Raw genomic sequence first — 17891 nt, 5'->3', positions numbered from 1 at the left:
TTCGGGCAGTTGCCGCCTCAAAGAAGGTCACGAAGCAACGCTCCTACCCGCGTCGGCGGGCCAACGCGTAGGACGGTTCGCGGAGTCGCCTCGTCCAGCCGTACGTTCCTGCCGTTGGAAGCGGATTGAGGACTGGATCAAATCGCTCGGCGGTATCTTCTGCATGGTCGGCGAGGCTGAGGGTCAACGTTCCGAACCTGGTCCATGGGCCCAGCGGGCTGGCGTGATGGAGTTCAAGGATCCACGACTCGTTGCCGAGGAGTGAGCTGAAGGCACCTGGTTCCACCGGCAGCTTCTCCGGCCCGCTGATGGTCCGTGCTGCTATCAGCACCGGGCCTGTATCCGCCTCGTATGGCATCATGCTGGAGAAAACCGCCGTCGCGGCGTCCCGACGGAGCCGGAGGATGAAACGCCCAAGTCCTGTAGGCCCGGTGGTTGCCAGGAGCATGTCCGACAATTTGTCCTGTTCGCTGAAGCGCACCGCCAGTCCAATAATGTCCGGGAAGGCGTCAGGCAGCCCGATGGAGCGGGAAAGCCTGGCATCCACCACGTTGCTCCCGGCGGTGTCCAGCCAAGGGATACCCGAGGGCTCGCGCACACCGGAGTCCCTTTCCAAAATTCCGACTAACCGGATGCCCTTTGGGTGGATCGGCCTATGCGGACGCACAATCTTGACGGCCCGGAACACAGCAGCAAACGCGGATCCGGCGAGGGTTTGTACTTTGCTGCTTACGGTATCCACCTGACCACCCTATGCGGCCACACCTTGGAAGGACAGGCTCCTGTCTTTCGCGGCGGCGGGGTGGAATTGCTTATGGCAACCGCGAAGGCCGCAAAACGTTCGCCTCCCCGGCCCTGGCCGGGTTGAGCGGCACGGGACTGACCAATACAGCGGAGCCTCGGTGCAGCAAGCCTCCCGAGATCACCTGGCACCTGACGCCACCACGCCCGCGCATCGCCTTGTGGGCGCCAGGAGCGAGCATTTCGTCCATCCAAGCGCAGGGGTGGGCGGGTCTGCCGGCCTTGAGGCGAACCAGATCTCCTCCTGACTCAAGCGTGAACTCCTGGCCAAGAAGAGGAGCCAACTCGACTCCTCGCAGAACCACATTCCGCCGGGTCAACAGGGGATCCAAGGGCCCGGCCTCGAGTTCCGACGCGATGGCTTCAAGAGCCTCCACTGCGAACAACGTCACGGCGGCATCCATGTGTGCGGCCTTGCCGAAGAACCTGTCGCCAACTATGCCTTTGCCCGCCACCAACTCGGCCTGCCCGGCATCGGTAGTGGGGACATCTGCCGCCCCTTCGCGTGCACGCCCAAAGTAGGCGTGGGCCGGCGACACCAAAAGGTGCAGCACCTCGACGTCGTACTTGTACTCAGCGGTCATCCCTCAACGCTAGCTCTACCGGGAGCGGTGCGCATCAGCCAGTGCCTATCCGTGGGAGCGCCGCGCGCTCAAGTGAAGAACAACCTCGCGGAGCGTTGCACCGAACGGCGCTGGACACAGGCGGACCTGGCGGCACTTGGAGTTTCCCGGCAGACTGTCATCTCCATCGAACGGGAGAAATTTGATCCCTCGCTTCCGTTGGCCTTCCTCATTGCGCGGACGTTTAACTGTGCCATTGAGGATTTTTTTTATTGCGGACTAACGGCTTGTGTGCCACGCCGCAGCAGTTTGGGCCCCGCCCCGATACTGTTGCACGGTGAACTTTGCTGAGGCCGCCGACGGCGCTGAAATCGCCTGGACATCGGAAGGCGAAGGTGAGCCGCTGCTGCTCATCGCCGGCCAGGCGACAGCCATGGATGGTTGGGGTCCGACGGCGGAGCTTCTTTCCCGCTATTACCGCGTCATCCGTTTTGATCACCGGGGGATAGGTCGGAGTGGGAAGGGCGACACCGGGCGCTACACTACGCGACTCCTCGCGGAGGACGCCGTAGCTGTGCTGGATGCCGCAGGTGTGGATTTAGCACACGTGTACGGTCATTCGATGGGTGGTCGAGTTGGGCAATGGTTTGCCATCGACTACCCGCAGAAAGTCCGCACTCTGATCCTTGCCGCCACGAGCGGTGGAAGATCGCCGGACGCCGGAATGCAGCCGGACAGGGCGGCCTGGGATGCGCTGGTTAGTGGTGACGTGTCCCGGCTTGAACCGCTCTTCTTCGACGCAGATTGGGTCCGGAGCAATCCCGCGGCGACGCACACCTTCTTCAACTCCGGAGCATCGGCGTGGGCCAAGGCGCGCCACTTCAGGGCCAGCCGCGAGCATGATGCCTGGCGTCAACTCAGCTCCATCCATGCTTGAGTGGTCGGCTCTATAGGGAATTCTCACCCAGGTGCCGGACCAAAGCATCGACGATGGGAAGTTGCCCTTTGACGAGCTTGGTCCGGGCCACGGATTCTTCGAACCACCGGGCGTCATCGATCTCCGGGAATTCCTTAATGGCTCCCGAGCCCTTGGGCCACTCCATGGGGAAGGTGTTGCTGACAATCTGCTGAGGTTGAAAGTCGCGGGCTTCGGCAGCGAACGCGGTGATGAGTTTGCCGGAGGGCTGCCGAAAAACGCCCAGGAGGTCGTAGTGGGCCGCTGGCGGTGGTGTGCCGATTTCTTCGGTGAATTCCCGTTGGGCCGCAACCAAGGCGTCTTCGTCCCCAGGGAACTCTCCCTTGGGAATTGACCAGGCGTGTTCATCTTTCCGGGCCCAGAAGGGCCCGCCCATGTGGGCTATCCACAGTTCCAATTGCCCGGCGGTGTTTCGTCGGTGAAGGAGGATGCCTGCGCTGCGAACTGTGATGTGCCCTCCCGGGGTGAGGTCCTGCGCGAAATTCTTGGACATGTCAAGGCTACTCGTGGAGTTGGTGCCGTTACCCAATTGATGTTGTGTGGACGAATTTGCTTGTTCATTTCGCTTCCGGCAGCACCTTGGCTACTTGATAATCGAGGACAGGCGTTTCTCGGGGGGGGTGAAACGTCACTGCGGTTAGCGGCATCAGCCGTTGACGGTTCTGGGCGCATCAGCAGGAGGAAACAGCTATGGCATTGTCAGTGAGGCTCCTTCCACGTGGGGGAAGGAAAGCAATGGGGTTGGCCGTCGTCGTTGCGGTTGGGTTATCTATGTTCACAGGAATAGGCCCCTCGCACGCTGCGGATACCACGCCGATGGCCGATGATCCTGGTCCGGTGGGTAGCTTTGCATGGAAGGGGTTCAACTGGCAGAAGCGTTTCTGGGGCGGGGCGCCCATGTATAACGCGAGTTGGGATGCCAATAACGTCAGCAACCCGGACGCCAACGGGTACGTCAAGCTCTCCATCACCAATCCCACGGGCTCGGATCCAAAGGGTGCGGAATTCCAATCCACGCGTGAAGGATTCGGGTATGGAACGTACAGCACCACGGTGGAAAAAGATGTCAGTGCCCTCCAGAAGGAAGTGGTGTGGGGATGCCTGTTCACCTACGACCCCAATGCGGTGCCTGGTTATACGGAAATCGACCTTTGTGAAGCCTCTGCCTGGGGTGGGGGCGCAGCCTACGGCGAAGACTGGCCTGTGACCCAAGGGCATGGGTATTGGTTTGACGCCACACTGCCGCCGGGGCAGGGAAACAACACCGTCACTTTTGACGTCACCAATGCCCCGATCCTCACCCACAGGATGGTCTGGGAACCGGGCAAGCTGACCTATGAGACGTTTGCGGGGGAAGGCTACGACGGCACATTGCTCAAGAGAACCGTTTTGGAGGGTTCCACGGTCCCGCTTCCCGCTAAGGAACAAATTCACTTCAACCTCTGGGTAACCGGCGGTGGAGGCGGAGATGCAGCACACGTGGCTCCTGAAACAGTCACCATCCGGGACTTCTCCTTCGTTCCCGCCAACCAGGGTCAGCTCACAGCACCAACACCCACCATCTCAGGCACGGCAGCGGTCGGCTCAACGTTGACCGCCGCGCCGGGAACCTGGACCACCGGCACCGCCCTGGGCTATCAGTGGTTCCGGAACGGCACGGCAATTGTCGGTGCAACCAGCGCCACCAGGGTCCTTGCCGCCGCGGATCAGGGCACCAGCCTGACGGTCCGCGTCACGGGAACCAAGGCCGGCTACGCAACTGCCGTCAGGGAGTCTGCTCCCACAGCGACAGTAGTAGCCGGGACTTTGGTAGCGCCCACCCCGATTATCACGGGAACGCCGACAGTGGGATCAACGCTTACGGCCAATCCTGGTACATGGACATCCGGGTCCACCTTGACGTATCAGTGGCTTCGCTCGGGTGTGGCAATCCCCGGGGCCACGGCCCGTTCCTACAAGCTGGTGAGTGCTGACCAGGCTGACGCAATGAGCGTGCGGGTTACCGGCACCAAAGCCGGCTACACCACGGTGGTCAAGTTCTCGGCCAGCACGGCCTTGGTGCAGTAGGCCAGTACGGCGAATACAACAAACCCGCAATTGTGTCGCGCTGGAGGTAGCGACACAACTGCGGGTTCGTTGCCTCATCTGGTTTTTACGTGCCTACTTTTGTGCCCGGACCGGAACGATCCGCTTAACGGCAAGTCCGAGAGCCAGCATGGCAAAGGCAGCCAGCGCGAACCAGAAGAGGTCTCCGGCTCCAGTCAATGCAAGCGTTCCTGAGCCCATCCCGGCTGCTACTGCCCCTGACACCGGGGCTACGGGGTTGTTGTACATGAGTCGGTTTACCAAACTTTCTTTCTGTTGAATGCTGCATCCAGGTACGCCTTGGCGTGGACAGCCTGGAGGAAGATATCGATGACGGTTTCGTACATGGTTGCGGCAAGGAGCATGTACCTCCAGCCCCGGAAACGCACAGTAACTATGCGTTCCAGGATGAAAATGCCGGTGACGGTAATCCAGAAGGGTTGAAGGTTCAGGCCCATACCGGAAATCAACGCGAACAGGAGGGAACCGAAGTAGGCCAGTGTCACGAGGACGCCGATCATGGAAAGAAACTGGCGTCCCCAGTAAGGCCTGGTTACCTTGGTCCATCCGTATTGCACGCAGTTCTCCACCGCGCCGCGCTTCCAACGCAGCCGCTGTGACCACAGTTCACGCCAGGTGGGCATGACTTCCGTGACCAGTGTGCAGTTGGATGGAGACGCGATGCGGTAGCCCAGGGTCAACAGGGCAAAAGAGAGTTCGTTGTCCTCGGTCAGCACCGAGGTGTCATAGACGCCGCCGTTGCCGTTTCCGGGAGGGAGCTCGCCCTTCAACCGGGCGGCCACGACGTCCCGCAAAGTCTTGACGCGGAAAAGGGCTGCCGTGCCGGTGACTACCAGGCACTTGCCGTGAAGTCGCTTCACATCCCGTGCGTAGCGGGCGTATTCGTTGCGCTGCAGGTGGCCCACAAAACCGCCACCCGGACCGCCGCTGAACACTCCGCCCACAGCGCCGAGCAGTTCGTCCGCGAGCAAGTTCCTGGTGGCGTTCTCGATGAAGTCGAGGGCCAGTTGCGAGTCGGCATCCTGGACAAGGAACAGGTCCTCCGGGTCGGCATCCGGAAGGAGCTCGCTGAGGGCAAAGTTCAGGGCACCGGCTTTCTTGTCCTTATTTCCCACGGTGCGCATAACTTCGGCGCCTTGGGCGAGGGCAAGCTCTTCGGTGTCATCGGTGCAGTTATCTGCCACCACGATCACACGGTCCGGGCGATGAGTCTGGTTTTTCAAGGAGAGCAGCGTCTCGGTGATTCCGGCAGACTCATTGTGTGCCGGAACCAGGACGGTGACCACCCCGCCTGCCGCGCGGTGGGATCGTCGCGGCCTGGCAGCCGTCTCCGGTGCGTTCGCCGGGGCCGGTGCAACTGCATTGGCCTTGATTCCCGTGAGCATTGTGATCCCTCCGTTCATGCGTTGAAGCGTTGACTCACTTAGAGTTCCAACGCGAACGCAAGATCAGGGGAGGGAAACCATCAAGGAAGTCTCAAGGTTCCATCAGGACTTCCTGGACGGCGTCACGAACCGGTTGTAAGGACCACTGGCGCCAATTTCCCAAGGGAACCCGGACTTTCCGCGTCATGAGCCGCAGAACTGCGGGAGGCGCGCTTAAACGCAAGAGGACGACGTCGGGAGGTCCCGGCGTCGTCCTCTTGCGTTGTGCTTGAACTGCTTAGCGGTTCAGGCTGACCGTGAAGGTCTTAGGTCCGCTCAGGGTAACGGCGATTCCGCAGTTTTCAGCGGCAGCGCGGTGGGAGAGGGATTCAATGGCGGCATCGATGGTGTGGTCGATTGCCGACTTGTCCCAGATTTTCAGCGTAATGGAGTCAGTATGTGTCGTCATTGTCAGTACTTTCACTCAGGCCGTTAACAGCCCCAAGCTTCTTCGCAGGGGCCGCATCCTCGTCGGTGAGGATTGCTGATTCAGCTTGTATGGGAACGAATTCCCTCATTCATGGTTCATGCTGCCCACCACGGTTGACAAGTAAATCCGGCCAAGTGTGACCGATTACACGTTCCTCATGACTCCGTTTAACCGTGGGGACTGCTGCAACCGGCGGGCGGCAAGTCCAGCGGGGTAGAACACGCTCATTTCTTGTCAAACCCTTGACCGGACGATTGAGGCGCTGGTAAACCTTGTGGGCGGAAAGCGTTTTCTCGCGCCGCATCATGATCGCCCCATGATTGGAGGCGATTCTGTTCGGCGTGTGTGAAACGTTCCAACACGACGTGGCAGACCTACTGCCGCCCGGCATCAAAGGAGATGTTCTTTGGCTTACCCTTCGAAATGTTCCTACCGTAGTAACCGGGGCCGTGCATGGAAGGCCGTCCCCATGGCGGCCTCTGCTTCACTCGCCGCTGCCGCCATCGCGCTGACGGGCGTCCCGCTCGCTCAAGCAGCCCCCGTCCAACTCCCGCAAGCAGCACAAACCAGCCTCCCCGGCGTCGTGCCTGCCGCTAAGGATCCATCCACCCTGAAGCGGCAAGTGGAGAACCTGGACCGGGCGCCGGTTGCTGTCCTGACGGATCAGGGCGTCACGGTGAGCTGGCGCTTGCTCGGCTTGGACAAGGACAGCGTTGGCTTCCAAGTCCTGCGTGACGGGGTAAACATCACCCCGGAACCCCTCCGAAATGCCACAATGTTCGTGGACCCGGGGGGAACAGCGGAGTCCAACTACGTCATCAAAACCGTCGGTAACGGGCAAGGCGAGGACAAGCTGAGCGAAGCCGTTACGCCGCTGGCACAGAACTATGTGGCCATCAAGTTGGACAAACCGGCCGATGGAGTGACCCCTGACGGGAAGCCCTATACCTACTCCGCCAACGATGCGACCGTCGCGGACCTCGACGGTGACGGAAAGTATGAGGTTATTCAAACTTGGGCGCCGTCCAACGCCAAGGACAACTCCCAGTCCGGATACACGGGCAACGTCTACGTGGACGCCTACAAGCTCGATGGCACCAAGCTGTGGCGCATTGACCTGGGCCGCAACATCCGCGCCGGCGCGCATTACACCCAGGTTTTGGCCTACGACTTCGACGGCGATGGCAAGGCTGAGGTTTCCCTCAAGACAGCGGACGGCACCCGCGATGCCGCCGGAACGGTCATCGGGAATGCCGACGCCGACTTCCGCAATAGTGCCGGTTACATCCTTTCCGGTCCTGAATTCCTGACCGTCTTCAACGGCGGGACGGGCACCATCCTGGACACCGTGGCCTACGAGCCCCCGCGTGGCGCTGTCGCCAGCTGGGGCGACAGCTACGGCAATCGCGTAGACCGCTTCCTCGCTGGAGTGGCCTACCTCGACGGTGAGCATCCATCCATGATGGTCAGCCGCGGCTACTACACGCGCACCGTCCTGGTCACCTACGATCTGGTGGACGGCAAGCTCGTGAAGCGCTGGACCTTCGATTCGAACCTTGCCGGGGATGAATACAAGGGGCAGGGTAACCACAACTTATCCGTTGCCGACGTGGACCAGGATGGCAAGGACGAGTTCGTCTTCGGTTCCATGACGATCGACGAGAATGGGCAGCCTCTTTACAACACCAAGCTTGGCCACGGCGATGCCATACACACCAGCGACCTCGACCCATCCAGGCCCGGGCTGGAGACGTTCGCCGTCCACGAGAGCATGAGCCAGAGCGGCAACCGTGGAGCAACATTCCGCGACGCCGCTACCGGTGAAGTCCTCTGGAGTATTCCCGCGGGCAGGGACACCGGTCGCGGTGCGGCGGGTGACATCGATCCCCGCCATGCCGGGGCGGAAGGATGGGCCGTCGGAGGTACGGCCGCGTGGGATTCACCGGTTGGCCAGCTGGTATCGGCCAAGGGTGAGCTGATCGCCGGGAAGATCCCTGCAGCGAACTTCCTGGCGTGGTGGGACGGTGACCTGCTTCGCGAAATTGTGGACCACGACTATGACCCCACGTTGTCTCGCGGCGTTCCCACGATCTCCAAATGGAACTGGGAAACCGAGTCCAGCGACAGGCTCCTGACTGCCGAAGGTGCACGCAGTAACAACACCACCAAAGGCAACCCGTCAATCCAAGCGGACATCCTGGGTGACTGGCGCGAAGAGATCGCCTGGCCGTCCACGGACAGCAGTGAGTTGCGGATCTACACCACCACAGCTCCCACCGAGGTTCGCCTGCGGACCCTGATGCATGACACTGTCTACCGTACAGCCGTGGCCCGCGAAAACGTCGCCTACAACCAGCCTCCGCACCCGAGCTTCTTTATTGGTGAGGGCATGCAGGCTCAGGCGACTCCCGCCGTCGTCTACGCGGGGAAGTAGCCGGTTTCCTGGCGCAGGCCCTCTAAAGCGCATAACAAGTGAGTGCCGCCCGGGTCGCGTTGAACCCGGGCGGCATTCGATATGAGGGGCTTACCGCTGTCCCGGCAGCCAGCCGCTCTGGGGCGGTATGAAGCCTGGGCCGCGGTCCTCGTCTTTCTGCCGTTCGGCGGCGCTGCGGGTATCGCTGTCGGCGGTTTCGTCGGAGTCGCCGTCCATGTCAGCCAGCCCATTGGTCTGGTCGAAGGGATGGGTGACGGGATCGACGATCGGTGACGAATCCGAGGTGGCGGTGCCGGAAGTACCGGTGGCGGCAGTGCCGGTGGCGGCAGTGCCGGTGGCGGCAGCCGCCCCGGTTGTCGTGCCGGTGGCGCTGGCCGGGGTGGTTGACCCCGTGGTCTCGACGCCGGTCTCCGGTGCCTGCTTCTCGATGTACTCCTTGAACTTCTTCAAGTCTGACTCAGCCTGCCTTTCAACAATGTGCAACTTGTCTCCCAGGAATTCGAGGACGCCGTGAGGTTCGTATTCCAAGGACAGATGCAGGGACGTCTGGCTTGGTCCCGCTTCCTTGAAATCAACCCAGCCGGCATTCTTGGCACCCTCGACGGCGGCCCAGGCCACAGCGCGGTCCACGTCCTGCTGAACGATCTTGGCCTCCCAGCGGCGATGGACTCCCGCTATTTCGGCCACCCATTCCAGCCGGTCGTCGCTGAGCCGTGTCACGCGCTCGACCCCGCCCATGAAGTGCGGAAACTCCTCGAACTTGGTCCATTGCCTGTAGGCCGCACTGACCGGAACGTTGACCATGATGGTCTTGTTCACTTTCGTGGTCATCATGTCCTCCTATTCGATATTGATCAGCATGCTTACATTATCGAGCTTCTTGAGGGTTTAATACAGGCCTTGCGGGAATGGGGGCGGCGTGTGCTTGGAGGCGACGTCGCGGGAATCGTGTCAGATCGCGGGGAGCCTTCCGGCGAACTCGCAGCGATCCGGCGATCTCGCCCACCTAGCCTCTTGACTGGCTCGACGAGCAGCGATATCGTACAACCAAATGGTTGTAGATCAGCTCAAGACAAAACCCTCGGACGCCGAAACCGACCGCCTGTTCCACGCGTTGGCGGATGCTACGCGCAGGGACATCGTGGCCCGGGTGACTGCGGGGGAGTACTCGGTCTCCGGGCTCACCGCGCTCTACGCCATGAGTTTCGCGGCCGTGCAGAAACATGTCGCGGTCTTGGAACGGGCCTCCCTGGTCACCAAGGAAAAGCGTGGGAGGGAGCAGATCGTGCGGGGGAACCATGAAGGATTACAGAAAGCCCGCCATCTGCTGGATCAACTTGAAATGATCTGGCGGCAACGCGCCGGCCGGATCGCGGACATACTCGCCGAAGATGATGAAAGGGATCTGCCATGACAGTCGTCAGCGTAAACAAGGATGTTGAGGCCCTGAGCTTCAGCATTGTTACCGAATTCACTGCCGACGTGAAGCGCGTTTGGAGGATCTGGGAAGACCCCCGGCAGCTTGAGCGTTGGTGGGGGCCGCCCACATGGCCGGCCACTTTTGAGACGCATGAGTTCACTGTTGGTGGCAAGGCCGCCTATTACATGACGGGGCCGGATGGAACCAAAGCGCGGGGCTGGTGGAAGTTCACCGCCATCAACGCCCCGGACCACCTTGAGTTCGACGACGGCTTCGCGGACGAGCAGGGAGCGCCCGTGGATGAACTCGGTATCACTCACGCCACCGTAAAGCTCGAACCCTTGGACAATCGCACTCGAATGACCATCACGTCCACCTTCGAGTCCGAGGAGCAGATGCAGAAGATGGCCGAGATGGGCATGGAGGAGGGACTGCGGGAAGCCATTGAACAGATTGATGGCCTCCTGACGGAAACCGCCAACGCCTGACGGCTGGACCACCAGCAAAAAGATGACGACGACGGCGGGTGCCTCCCGCCGTCGTCGGCGTATGGTTAAGTCCCGGCTGCCTCTCGAAACGGACCAGTGTCATGGCGCGATTGATCATCATGGGCCCTCCGGGATCCGGCAAAGGCACGCAGGCGGAGCACATCGCGCGGCATTTTGGGATCCCTGCCATTTCTACGGGTGAGCTGTTCCGCGCCCACGTCCGCGACAAGACAGAGTTGGGTGCTGAAGCCAGCGGATATATGGATCGCGGCGAGTTTGTGCCGGACCACGTCACCACGGCAATGCTCAGGGCGCGGCTTGAAGAAGCCGATGCCGCGGCCGGTTTCCTCCTGGACGGCTATCCCAGGACCGTCATCCAGATTGGTGCGCTGGACGAGATACTCGCTGATCGGCAGCAGGCCCTTGAAGTGGTCCTCGAGCTAACGGGTTCCGACGATGAACTCATTGCACGGATGCTGCTCCGAGCGCAGGAAGAGGGGCGCGCCGACGACACGGAGCCCGTGATTAAACGCCGTCTGGCACTGTACCGGGACGAGACGCAACCAGTGCTGACGGCGTACTCGCACCGCGGGATTCTGCTCACCCTTGATGGATCAGGGCAACGGGAAACCATTACGAAGGCAGCGATTGCCGCGTTGGAGGGGGCGCTGAAAGGCTAGCCGCTGGCCGCGGTCGGAAGCCCGGCAGTCGGAAGCTCCGCTGCGAGGGAGCGAAGATACGCGGCGAATCCTTCCGGCGCGCGGGCATATGTCCGGCCCGAGGTCACAACACGGATAGTGTCCGTGGCGGTGACTGCGAAACCGTGGCGGCGGAGCCGTTCCACCAGGACGCGGTCCTCGTGGGCGCGGAGCCCAGGGAAGCCGCCCGCACTGAGATAGGCCGAAGCGCGGATGCCCAGGTTGGCACCGTAGATGTGCTGGTGGTCCTCCCGGAAGGGGTGGAGTTCCAGCCATCGTCGATGAATGGCCGGGTCCATGTCCGCCGGGTCGGGCTCCACGGATCCAAGGATGGCGTCCGCTCCCATAATGGCCAGTTCCACTTGCCGTGTCAGCCAATGTGGCGGGACGGCCGAATCGGCATCGGTGGTGGCAAGCCAGATACTCGCGGTCCCGTCAACATCAAGGCATTCCAGTGCGGTGCGGAAACCCAGGTCACGGCAGGCACCCGTGCTCCGCAGCTCCACGTCCACCACGCTGAAGCGCGCGTCGCCGGCAACATGCGCGGCGGTGATCTCAGCCGAGTTGTCGGTGCAATGGTCCAGAACCACCACGATCTTGACTGCCATGTCCCGGTAGTCCCGCTGCAGCACGTCCGCTGCAGCCTTCAGCGCGAGCAGGGCTTTGCCGATGTGCTGGTCCTCGTTGTGGGCGGGCATCACTACCGCCACGCTCTTGATCTCCCGCTGTCCAGGCATGGCTATGGCGTCCCGTCCGGGGCAAGAAAAACCTCCAGCATGAAGTCCTTCTCGCGGTAGAGTCCGTGCGTTGGCCAGCCGAGTTGGCTGCGGGCCATCGCATGGACGCCGTCGGCATCCAGCTGCCAGCCGGAGATGGGGTGCCGCCAATGGCACAGGAGCAACGTGCCGCCGGGCCGGGTGGACGCTTCAATCCGAGCCAGTAATTCGCCGAGCTCATCCGGTGAGAGGTAGTAGCCCGTCTCGGACAACACCACCAGATCAAATGTTCCCTCAGGCCACTCGCCGGGCATGGTCAGGTGCCGGGTATGCGCACCCGGAATTCGTGAAAGCCGCTCAGCTGCCTGGGCGAGTGCTGCGCTGCTGGCGTCAACTCCCAGGAACCGCTGGCAGCGCTGCGCGAGCTCCTCACTGAGGGTGCCGATGGAGCAACCCAGTTCCAGGCCGGATGCATACGATTCCTCCGGGAGGGCTGCAAGCGTCAGCGCTCGCTTGCGTCGCTCGTACCAGCTGGTGGTGTAGCTCCAAGGGTCATCTGCTCCGGCATGAACCTCATCAAAGATGCGCTCCGCGTCCGCGGCGCTGTTGGTGCCGGCCTTGGAAGGATGCCAAGCGAAGGTTTCCCATGGCCTGGCGAAGTGTTCCAGGAAAGTGTCCGAAAGGAGTGTCTCATCACCGGGCTGATCGGAAAGCGGCTCCGTTTGCGAGGCGTGGGCGCCCATGGCCTTCGTCTTGGCCCGTTGCTGCTCCGGGCTAAGCGGCACCCGTACCCACGACTCCCACGTCGCGTCTTCCGGACCGGCCCATAACCAGTACCAGATGGGGTATTCCAAGAGACCGTGGCCGCCCTGCATCGCGACCTCCGCGGCGACGGCGCCAAGAGTGTCATGGTCCGTGTGCCCGTCGTGGCGGTAGGGGGCCACGATTGTCACTTCCTCGTCGGGCCGCCCGATCTCGGCAATCGTTGCCTGTATGGCCTCAGCAATGCTCTCCCTGCTGGCCGCCAGTTTCCCGTCCGGGAGCTCCAAGAAGCGCCACGTGGCGTTGGGAGCCAGCCCGGACACTGCCGTTCCGAACTCTCTGAGCCTGACAGCGGCAAGCTGTTCCGGCGTCGTGGTTTGCGAGTACGGGTGCGACGCTTCCCCGGCAGTGCACAGCAGAACCTCCACTGCCGCTCCGGCGGCATGAAGTTTGGCCAGGAAGCCGCCGGCACCCAGGGTTTCGTCGTCAGGGTGCGCGGCCAGCACCACAAAGGCTGTGGCCGCAAGTTCGGTCTGGTCAAGCGGCAGTTCCGGCAGGGCTGCAACTCCGCTGGCCGCCCATTCCGACTCCGACGTGCCGGTGTCCGTGTGCGAGAAAGCTACCATCCGCGGTCCCCTTTCAGAGCCAGTGCACCCAGTTGGGCATCGTCCCGCATGGCGTGATGCTGCCTGATGTACAGCGACAGGTCAGCCATGCGTTTTCCATACGCCTCGTTGAAAGCCAGCGGCCCGGGACCGAGGTTTTGCGACACCAGCATTTGAACACGCTCGACGGCGGCGGCAACAGTCCCGCGCACACGGAGGGCTTCGCTCCAGGCGCTCGGGCCGTCAGGATCTGAGCCCTCCAACCCGCCGGAGTCGATGCGTTCTGCGGCAACAGCAAGGTATCCCGTAGCGGACGTGATGATCCGATCGATTTCGCCTAAGGAAGCCAGCGCAATCTGGTCGGGTTCGCGGCCGTTGCCTGCAGCTTTGGCCAGGGCAGCCGCAAAATCACGAGCAACGGCGACGGCGCCACCCAGCCAGCATGCAGCCACGCCCATGCCACCCCATGCGAAGCCGGGACGCTTGAAATACCAGTCCTCTTGGCCCACCGGCGGGGCTGCGACCTGGTCAAAGTGGACCGTCCCGCTGGGGATTTCCTGCAGGCCGCGGCTGGTCCACTGAGGCGTTTCGCAGGTAACTCCCGGGGCCTTCAGGTCCACGGCGAAGGCACGCCTGGTGCTATCTCCGGAGTGCGCGGTGATCACGGCATAATCCAGCTGCCCGGCCAGCGAACACCACGGCTTTGATCCGTTGAGCACGTAGTTGCCGTCAGCGTTGCTCTTGGCCTCGAGTTTCATTCCTGGGCCTTCCGCTGCGAAGACTCCCCAGGCCCCTTGGGGTTCGCCCTCGGCGTCGGCTTGGGCGAGGATCGCCAGAGCATCGAGGTGCGGTTCGAGCACTCGACCCGCAGCAATGTCCACTGATGTGACGGAGGCCAGGAGCTCCCAAAGCTTAGCGGTGTTCCCCTCGCCCGGCTTTGGTGCCGTCCGTCCGATGTCCTCCGCGATGGCTAGCAACGCGGGTACGTCGCCCACTGCCCTCCGCACTTTTTCGAGCACGGGTTCCAAGGCTTGGAGCTGCGCGGGCTCGGAACTGATGCGGATGGGCTGGGCTACGGGATCGCTCATGAGACCCAGCCTATTCTAAGGAGCCTTATGGTCTTGCCATTGCGGAACCTCCAACGCACTCCACCCCCGCGAAAGTTCCCATTGGTCCCAACATGAAGTCGCATCTTCACAGCTTTTGTCACGCTTGTCACATCTCATTGTCATTAATGGTGACAAGTTCCGTAGCTTGGAAGGGTCAGCAGTCCCGAGCCAGGAGAACCAATGCCGCAATCAGATGAATCCGCCACCGTTCCCGCCGACTCCCACAGCCCGCCAGGCACCAAGCCAGGTTTCCTGAGCAACCTCGGGGCAGACCTCCCGGCATCGCTTGTCGTTTTTCTCGTAGCCCTTCCGCTTTCCCTCGGCATCGCCGCGGCCTCGGGTGCTCCCGTGATGGCCGGCCTCATTGCCGCAGCTGTCGGAGGCATCGTCGCAGGGAGCCTCGGAGGCTCCCCACTGCAGGTGAGCGGCCCGGCCGCCGGACTGACCGTCGTCGTTGCCGGTCTGGTTGACGAGTTCGGCTGGCAGGTGACGTGCGCCATCACCGCTGCTGCCGGCGTCGTGCAGCTGCTCATGGGTGTCAGCCGCATAGGCCGGGCGGCGCTGGCAGTGTCGCCGGTGGTGGTCAAGGCGATGCTCGCAGGCATTGGGATTACCATCATCCTCCAGCAACTTCATGTGCTTCTCGGCGGTCAGGCCGCGGGCTCGGCTATCGAAAACCTCGCCGCGCTTCCAGGGGCCATCACCAATGTGGAGCTCCACTCTGCGCTGCTGGGTCTGGCCGTCGTCGCAATCCTGCTGACGTGGAAGTTCCTCCCCGCAACGGTCCGCAAAATCCCCGGACCGTTGGCCGCCGTCGTCGCCGTGACAGCCGTCTCCGTTGCCGTTGCACCAAGCGTCGAGCGCATCAGCTTCAGCGGGTCCATCTTCGACGCCATCGCACTTCCCAGCCTGCCCGACGGAAACTGGCGCGCCGCGGCCATGGCTGTCATCACCGTTGCCCTGATCGCGAGCATCGAGTCGCTTTTGTCAGCTGTCGCCGTGGACAAAATGGGCGGCTCGCGCACCAACCTCAACCGCGAACTCGTCGGCCAAGGCTCCGCGAACGTCGTTTCCGGCATGCTTGGCGGCCTTCCCGTGACGGGCGTGATCGTCCGCAGTGCCACCAACGTTGAAGCGGGGGCCAAGAGCCGCACCTCGGCCGTCCTGCACGGTGTGTGGGTCTTGGTGTTCTCTGCGCTCTTCGCCGGCCTCATCCAATTGATTCCGTTGTCCGTCCTCGCGGGCCTGCTGCTGGTCATTGGTGCGAAACTCATCAAAGTCGCCGACATCCGGACCAGTCTCCGCACCGGCGACCTCCTCGTCTACAGCGTCACCTTGGTCTGCGTCGTGGCCCTCAACCTGCTCGAAGGCGTCATCATCGGCCTCGCGCTTGCCGCCCTCTGCGTGCTCTGGCGGGTACTCCGTGCACAGATCCACGCACATGCTCCGTCTGCTGAAGCGCTGCCATGGCGCGTCACCATCGCCGGCTCGTGCAGCTTCTTCGCACTGCCCCGGCTCAACCGCGTCCTCCATTCCGTGCCCGAAGGCCAGGACGTGGTGGTGGAACTCAATGCCGACTACCTCGATCACGCCTTTCGCGAAGCCCTGGTCGCCTGGCAGAAGCAGCAGCGCAACACCGGCGCCTCGGTGATCCTCGAAGAACACGGCACCACCGCGTTCAGCGACGCCGAGGACAACACCCCGCAGCGCCAGGACCCACGCGAATTCCCGTTGCCGCCCCGTACTTCCTGGATGCCGTCCGGCGACGGTTCAAAATCGGATGACGACGGTGGGCGGCTGCCGCTGCGCTCAATCCTCCTGGGTATCGACAAATATCACCGGCGGCACGCGGACAAGGTCCGTCCGCTGGTGCAGGACCTCACGGAGGGGCAGAATCCGGACACACTCTTTGTTGCCTGCGTCGACTCGCGGGTGAACCCGAACCTGATCACCAGCAGTGGACCAGGCGACCTCCTCACGCTCCGGAACATCGGCAACGTGGTGTGCCACGACGGCAGCGATGCTTCGATCGATTCGGCACTGTCCTTCGCCGTCAAGGGGTTGTCCGTGGACTCCATAGTGGTCTGTGGCCACTCGAACTGTGGTGCGATGAAGGCGGTCATTGCCGATGCTGAGGGTGCTTCGGCCGATATGGGCGACGGCTTCGACACCTGGCTGGAGCATGCGCGGCCGAGTTACTCCGCTTTGCTTGCCGGGCACCCTGTGGCGGTTGCTGCTTCGGCCGAAGGGTATAGCCGGCTCGACCAATTGAGCATGGTGAACGTGGCCCTTCAACTCCGGAAATTGGAAGAGCACCCTGTGACAGGTCCCGCCCTGGCTTCCGGTCAACTGCAGGCCACTGGATTGTTCTACGACATCTGCACGGCCCGGGTTGTCCTGGTGACGCCGGAGGGCATCGAGCAGCTGGATCCGAGCATGGCTGTCCGGGCCTAGCTCCCAGAGCGCAGGGCTGCAGGTTCGGCCACCACCCACTTTGAGCTGCATTCAGCCCCGACACACCCGGGAGCGCGGCGTGTCGGGGCTGTCGCAATGTCAAAGTGGGTGGCAGCGGCACCCGGGGGTCGCCCGGTTTCAAACAACGGGCCCGGGGTACGGGGATTAACCACAGCAACGTGCGGAATACTTGATCCAGAAGCACGATTTCCGGCAGGCGAGGGCTGCCGTGTGAGGAGGTGGCGGGAACGTGAACGCCGAGAACAACGCCTTCAGGCGCAAGCTCGAGCGGGGCGCGGAACTGCGGGCGGTGCGTTCCTGGGGCGGAAATGCCGAGGAAGACGCAGAGCTTGAGGCCGCGGATGCCGAAGAACGCGAGAAACGCCGCAAAGTAGACGACGCGGCCCGGGTTGAGTACCTCATCCGGGACGCCATGAACCAAGGCAAGTTCGACAACCTGAAGTATGCGGGCAAGCCAATCCCCGGTTTGGGGGAGCACTACGATCCCGATTGGTGGGTCAAGGGCCTCATCCAGCGCGAACGGCTGAGCGGGATCGGTCCGCCCGCCATTCTGCTACGGATCGAGGACTCGGAGCTCGACGCCAAGTTGGACCAGCAGTACACGGACAAGCAGGTCAGGGACATCCTCGAGGACTTCAACAAACGTGTGATCGAGGCGCGTAGGCAACTTCAGGGCGGCCCTCCCGTGATCACCAAGCTCCGTGAGGTGGAAGCCGAGGTGGAAAAGTGGCGGGAGCGCAGGGCAGCCGCGGGACCTCCGGAGCCGCAACCCGAACCGCCGGGCAAGCGGACGTGGTGGCAGCGCCTCTGGAACGGCTCCGGTTAACCCGACTGCTACCTACCTTGAGTGGGGACGGCACAAACAGCAGCCGACGGCGGGACTG

19 protein-coding genes are annotated in these 17891 nt (G+C 62.5%); 9 read left to right on the top strand and 10 right to left on the bottom strand.

Annotation, left to right across the window (positions count from 1 at the left end; translation table 11 throughout):
• Window positions 1-43: 43 nt before the first annotated feature.
• Together A477_RS0120245 and A477_RS0120240 are read right to left on the bottom strand one after the other, a co-directional pair.
• Window positions 44-742 carry a hypothetical protein gene (locus tag A477_RS0120245; RefSeq protein ID WP_017200672.1) on the bottom strand — a complete coding sequence of 233 codons (699 nt, stop codon included), beginning with the start codon at window positions 740-742 and terminating at the stop codon, window positions 44-46.
• A gap of 70 nt (window positions 743-812) precedes the next feature.
• Complete coding sequence (locus tag A477_RS0120240; RefSeq protein WP_017200671.1) at window positions 813-1385, bottom strand: MOSC domain-containing protein; 573 nt, start codon at window positions 1383-1385, stop codon at window positions 813-815.
• Here A477_RS0120240 and A477_RS23130 point away from each other — a divergent pair.
• Entirely contained in the window at window positions 1326-1715 is a 390-nt protein-coding gene (locus tag A477_RS23130) for a helix-turn-helix transcriptional regulator (protein ID WP_502685508.1), read from the top strand. The two genes, A477_RS0120240 and A477_RS23130, sit on opposite strands and share 60 nt — an antisense overlap.
• The gene (locus A477_RS0120230; RefSeq protein ID WP_017200670.1) at window positions 1702-2301 is read left to right on the top strand and encodes an alpha/beta fold hydrolase; all 600 of its coding nucleotides are present in this window, start codon (window positions 1702-1704) and stop codon (window positions 2299-2301) included. Before A477_RS23130 ends, A477_RS0120230 begins: the two co-directional genes overlap by 14 nt.
• 10 nt (window positions 2302-2311) lie before the next feature.
• Here A477_RS0120230 and A477_RS0120225 read toward each other — a convergent pair whose 3' ends face one another.
• A complete protein-coding gene (locus tag A477_RS0120225) occupies window positions 2312-2791 on the bottom strand; it encodes an NUDIX hydrolase (protein ID WP_026005804.1) in 480 nt (159 codons plus the stop codon).
• Between the two features lie 320 nt (window positions 2792-3111).
• On the opposite strand from A477_RS0120225, the gene A477_RS0120220 reads away from it, so the two are divergent.
• On the top strand, window positions 3112-4407 hold the full coding sequence (locus tag A477_RS0120220) for a hypothetical protein (protein ID WP_044569330.1): 1296 nt from the start codon (window positions 3112-3114) through the stop codon (window positions 4405-4407).
• 93 nt (window positions 4408-4500) lie between these two features.
• On the opposite strand, the gene A477_RS23565 is transcribed toward A477_RS0120220, so the two are convergent.
• The 3 genes from A477_RS23565 to A477_RS22600 form a co-directional block, all read right to left on the bottom strand.
• Window positions 4501-4674 (bottom strand): hypothetical protein, encoded by a 174-nt coding sequence (locus A477_RS23565; RefSeq protein WP_017200667.1) that lies wholly within the window; start codon window positions 4672-4674, stop codon window positions 4501-4503.
• Window positions 4675-4682: 8 nt separating this feature from the next.
• On the bottom strand, window positions 4683-5849 hold the full coding sequence (locus A477_RS0120210) for a glycosyltransferase family 2 protein (protein WP_017200666.1): 1167 nt from the start codon (window positions 5847-5849) through the stop codon (window positions 4683-4685).
• A 259-nt stretch (window positions 5850-6108) separates the two neighbouring features.
• Window positions 6109-6279, bottom strand: coding sequence for a hypothetical protein (locus A477_RS22600; RefSeq protein WP_178994140.1), 171 nt, complete (start codon window positions 6277-6279; stop codon window positions 6109-6111).
• 490 nt (window positions 6280-6769) lie between these two features.
• Here A477_RS22600 and A477_RS0120195 point away from each other — a divergent pair, with 490 nt between their 5' ends.
• On the top strand, window positions 6770-8734 hold the full coding sequence (locus A477_RS0120195) for a rhamnogalacturonan lyase (protein WP_237715849.1): 1965 nt from the start codon (window positions 6770-6772) through the stop codon (window positions 8732-8734).
• A 90-nt stretch (window positions 8735-8824) separates the two neighbouring features.
• Here the strand turns inward: A477_RS0120195 and A477_RS0120190 are convergent, their stop codons facing one another.
• Window positions 8825-9565 (bottom strand): SRPBCC family protein, encoded by a 741-nt coding sequence (locus tag A477_RS0120190; protein ID WP_017200665.1) that lies wholly within the window; start codon window positions 9563-9565, stop codon window positions 8825-8827.
• Window positions 9566-9785: 220 nt separating this feature from the next.
• Here A477_RS0120190 and A477_RS0120185 point away from each other — a divergent pair, with 220 nt between their 5' ends.
• The 3 genes from A477_RS0120185 to A477_RS0120175 all read left to right on the top strand — a co-directional run bounded on the left by A477_RS0120185 (window position 9786) and on the right by A477_RS0120175 (window position 11322).
• Window positions 9786-10148 (top strand): ArsR/SmtB family transcription factor, encoded by a 363-nt coding sequence (locus tag A477_RS0120185; RefSeq protein WP_017200664.1) that lies wholly within the window; start codon window positions 9786-9788, stop codon window positions 10146-10148.
• Window positions 10145-10642 (top strand): SRPBCC family protein, encoded by a 498-nt coding sequence (locus A477_RS0120180; RefSeq protein WP_017200663.1) that lies wholly within the window; start codon window positions 10145-10147, stop codon window positions 10640-10642. Before A477_RS0120185 ends, A477_RS0120180 begins: the two co-directional genes overlap by 4 nt.
• Before the next feature lie 101 nt (window positions 10643-10743).
• Entirely contained in the window at window positions 10744-11322 is a 579-nt protein-coding gene (locus A477_RS0120175; RefSeq protein WP_017200662.1) for an adenylate kinase, read from the top strand.
• Here the strand turns inward: A477_RS0120175 and A477_RS0120170 are convergent.
• The 3 genes from A477_RS0120170 to A477_RS0120160 are packed head-to-tail and all read right to left on the bottom strand — an operon-like array spanning window position 11319 to window position 14511.
• On the bottom strand, window positions 11319-12077 hold the full coding sequence (locus A477_RS0120170; RefSeq protein ID WP_017200661.1) for a glycosyltransferase family 2 protein: 759 nt from the start codon (window positions 12075-12077) through the stop codon (window positions 11319-11321). The genes A477_RS0120175 and A477_RS0120170 overlap by 4 nt on opposite strands.
• 2 nt (window positions 12078-12079) lie before the next feature.
• A complete protein-coding gene (locus tag A477_RS0120165) occupies window positions 12080-13444 on the bottom strand; it encodes a bifunctional PIG-L family deacetylase/class I SAM-dependent methyltransferase (protein ID WP_017200660.1) in 1365 nt (454 codons plus the stop codon).
• On the bottom strand, window positions 13438-14511 hold the full coding sequence (locus A477_RS0120160) for an acyl-CoA dehydrogenase family protein (protein ID WP_017200659.1): 1074 nt from the start codon (window positions 14509-14511) through the stop codon (window positions 13438-13440). The genes A477_RS0120165 and A477_RS0120160 overlap by 7 nt, the downstream gene beginning before the upstream one ends.
• Before the next feature lie 201 nt (window positions 14512-14712).
• On the opposite strand from A477_RS0120160, the gene A477_RS0120155 reads away from it, so the two are divergent.
• Both A477_RS0120155 and A477_RS0120150 read left to right on the top strand, forming a co-directional pair.
• The gene (locus A477_RS0120155; protein WP_017200658.1) at window positions 14713-16986 is read left to right on the top strand and encodes a SulP family inorganic anion transporter; all 2274 of its coding nucleotides are present in this window, start codon (window positions 14713-14715) and stop codon (window positions 16984-16986) included.
• A 250-nt stretch (window positions 16987-17236) separates the two neighbouring features.
• Window positions 17237-17833, top strand: coding sequence for a DnaJ family domain-containing protein (locus tag A477_RS0120150; RefSeq protein ID WP_017200657.1), 597 nt, complete (start codon window positions 17237-17239; stop codon window positions 17831-17833).
• The last annotated feature ends 58 nt before the right edge of the window (window positions 17834-17891 follow it).

This window comes from Arthrobacter sp. M2012083 (assembly GCF_000281065.1).
Classification (GTDB): domain Bacteria; phylum Actinomycetota; class Actinomycetes; order Actinomycetales; family Micrococcaceae; genus Arthrobacter.
Note: the sequence above shows the minus strand (reverse complement) of the source record. Positions and strands in the feature narration are given on the sequence as shown.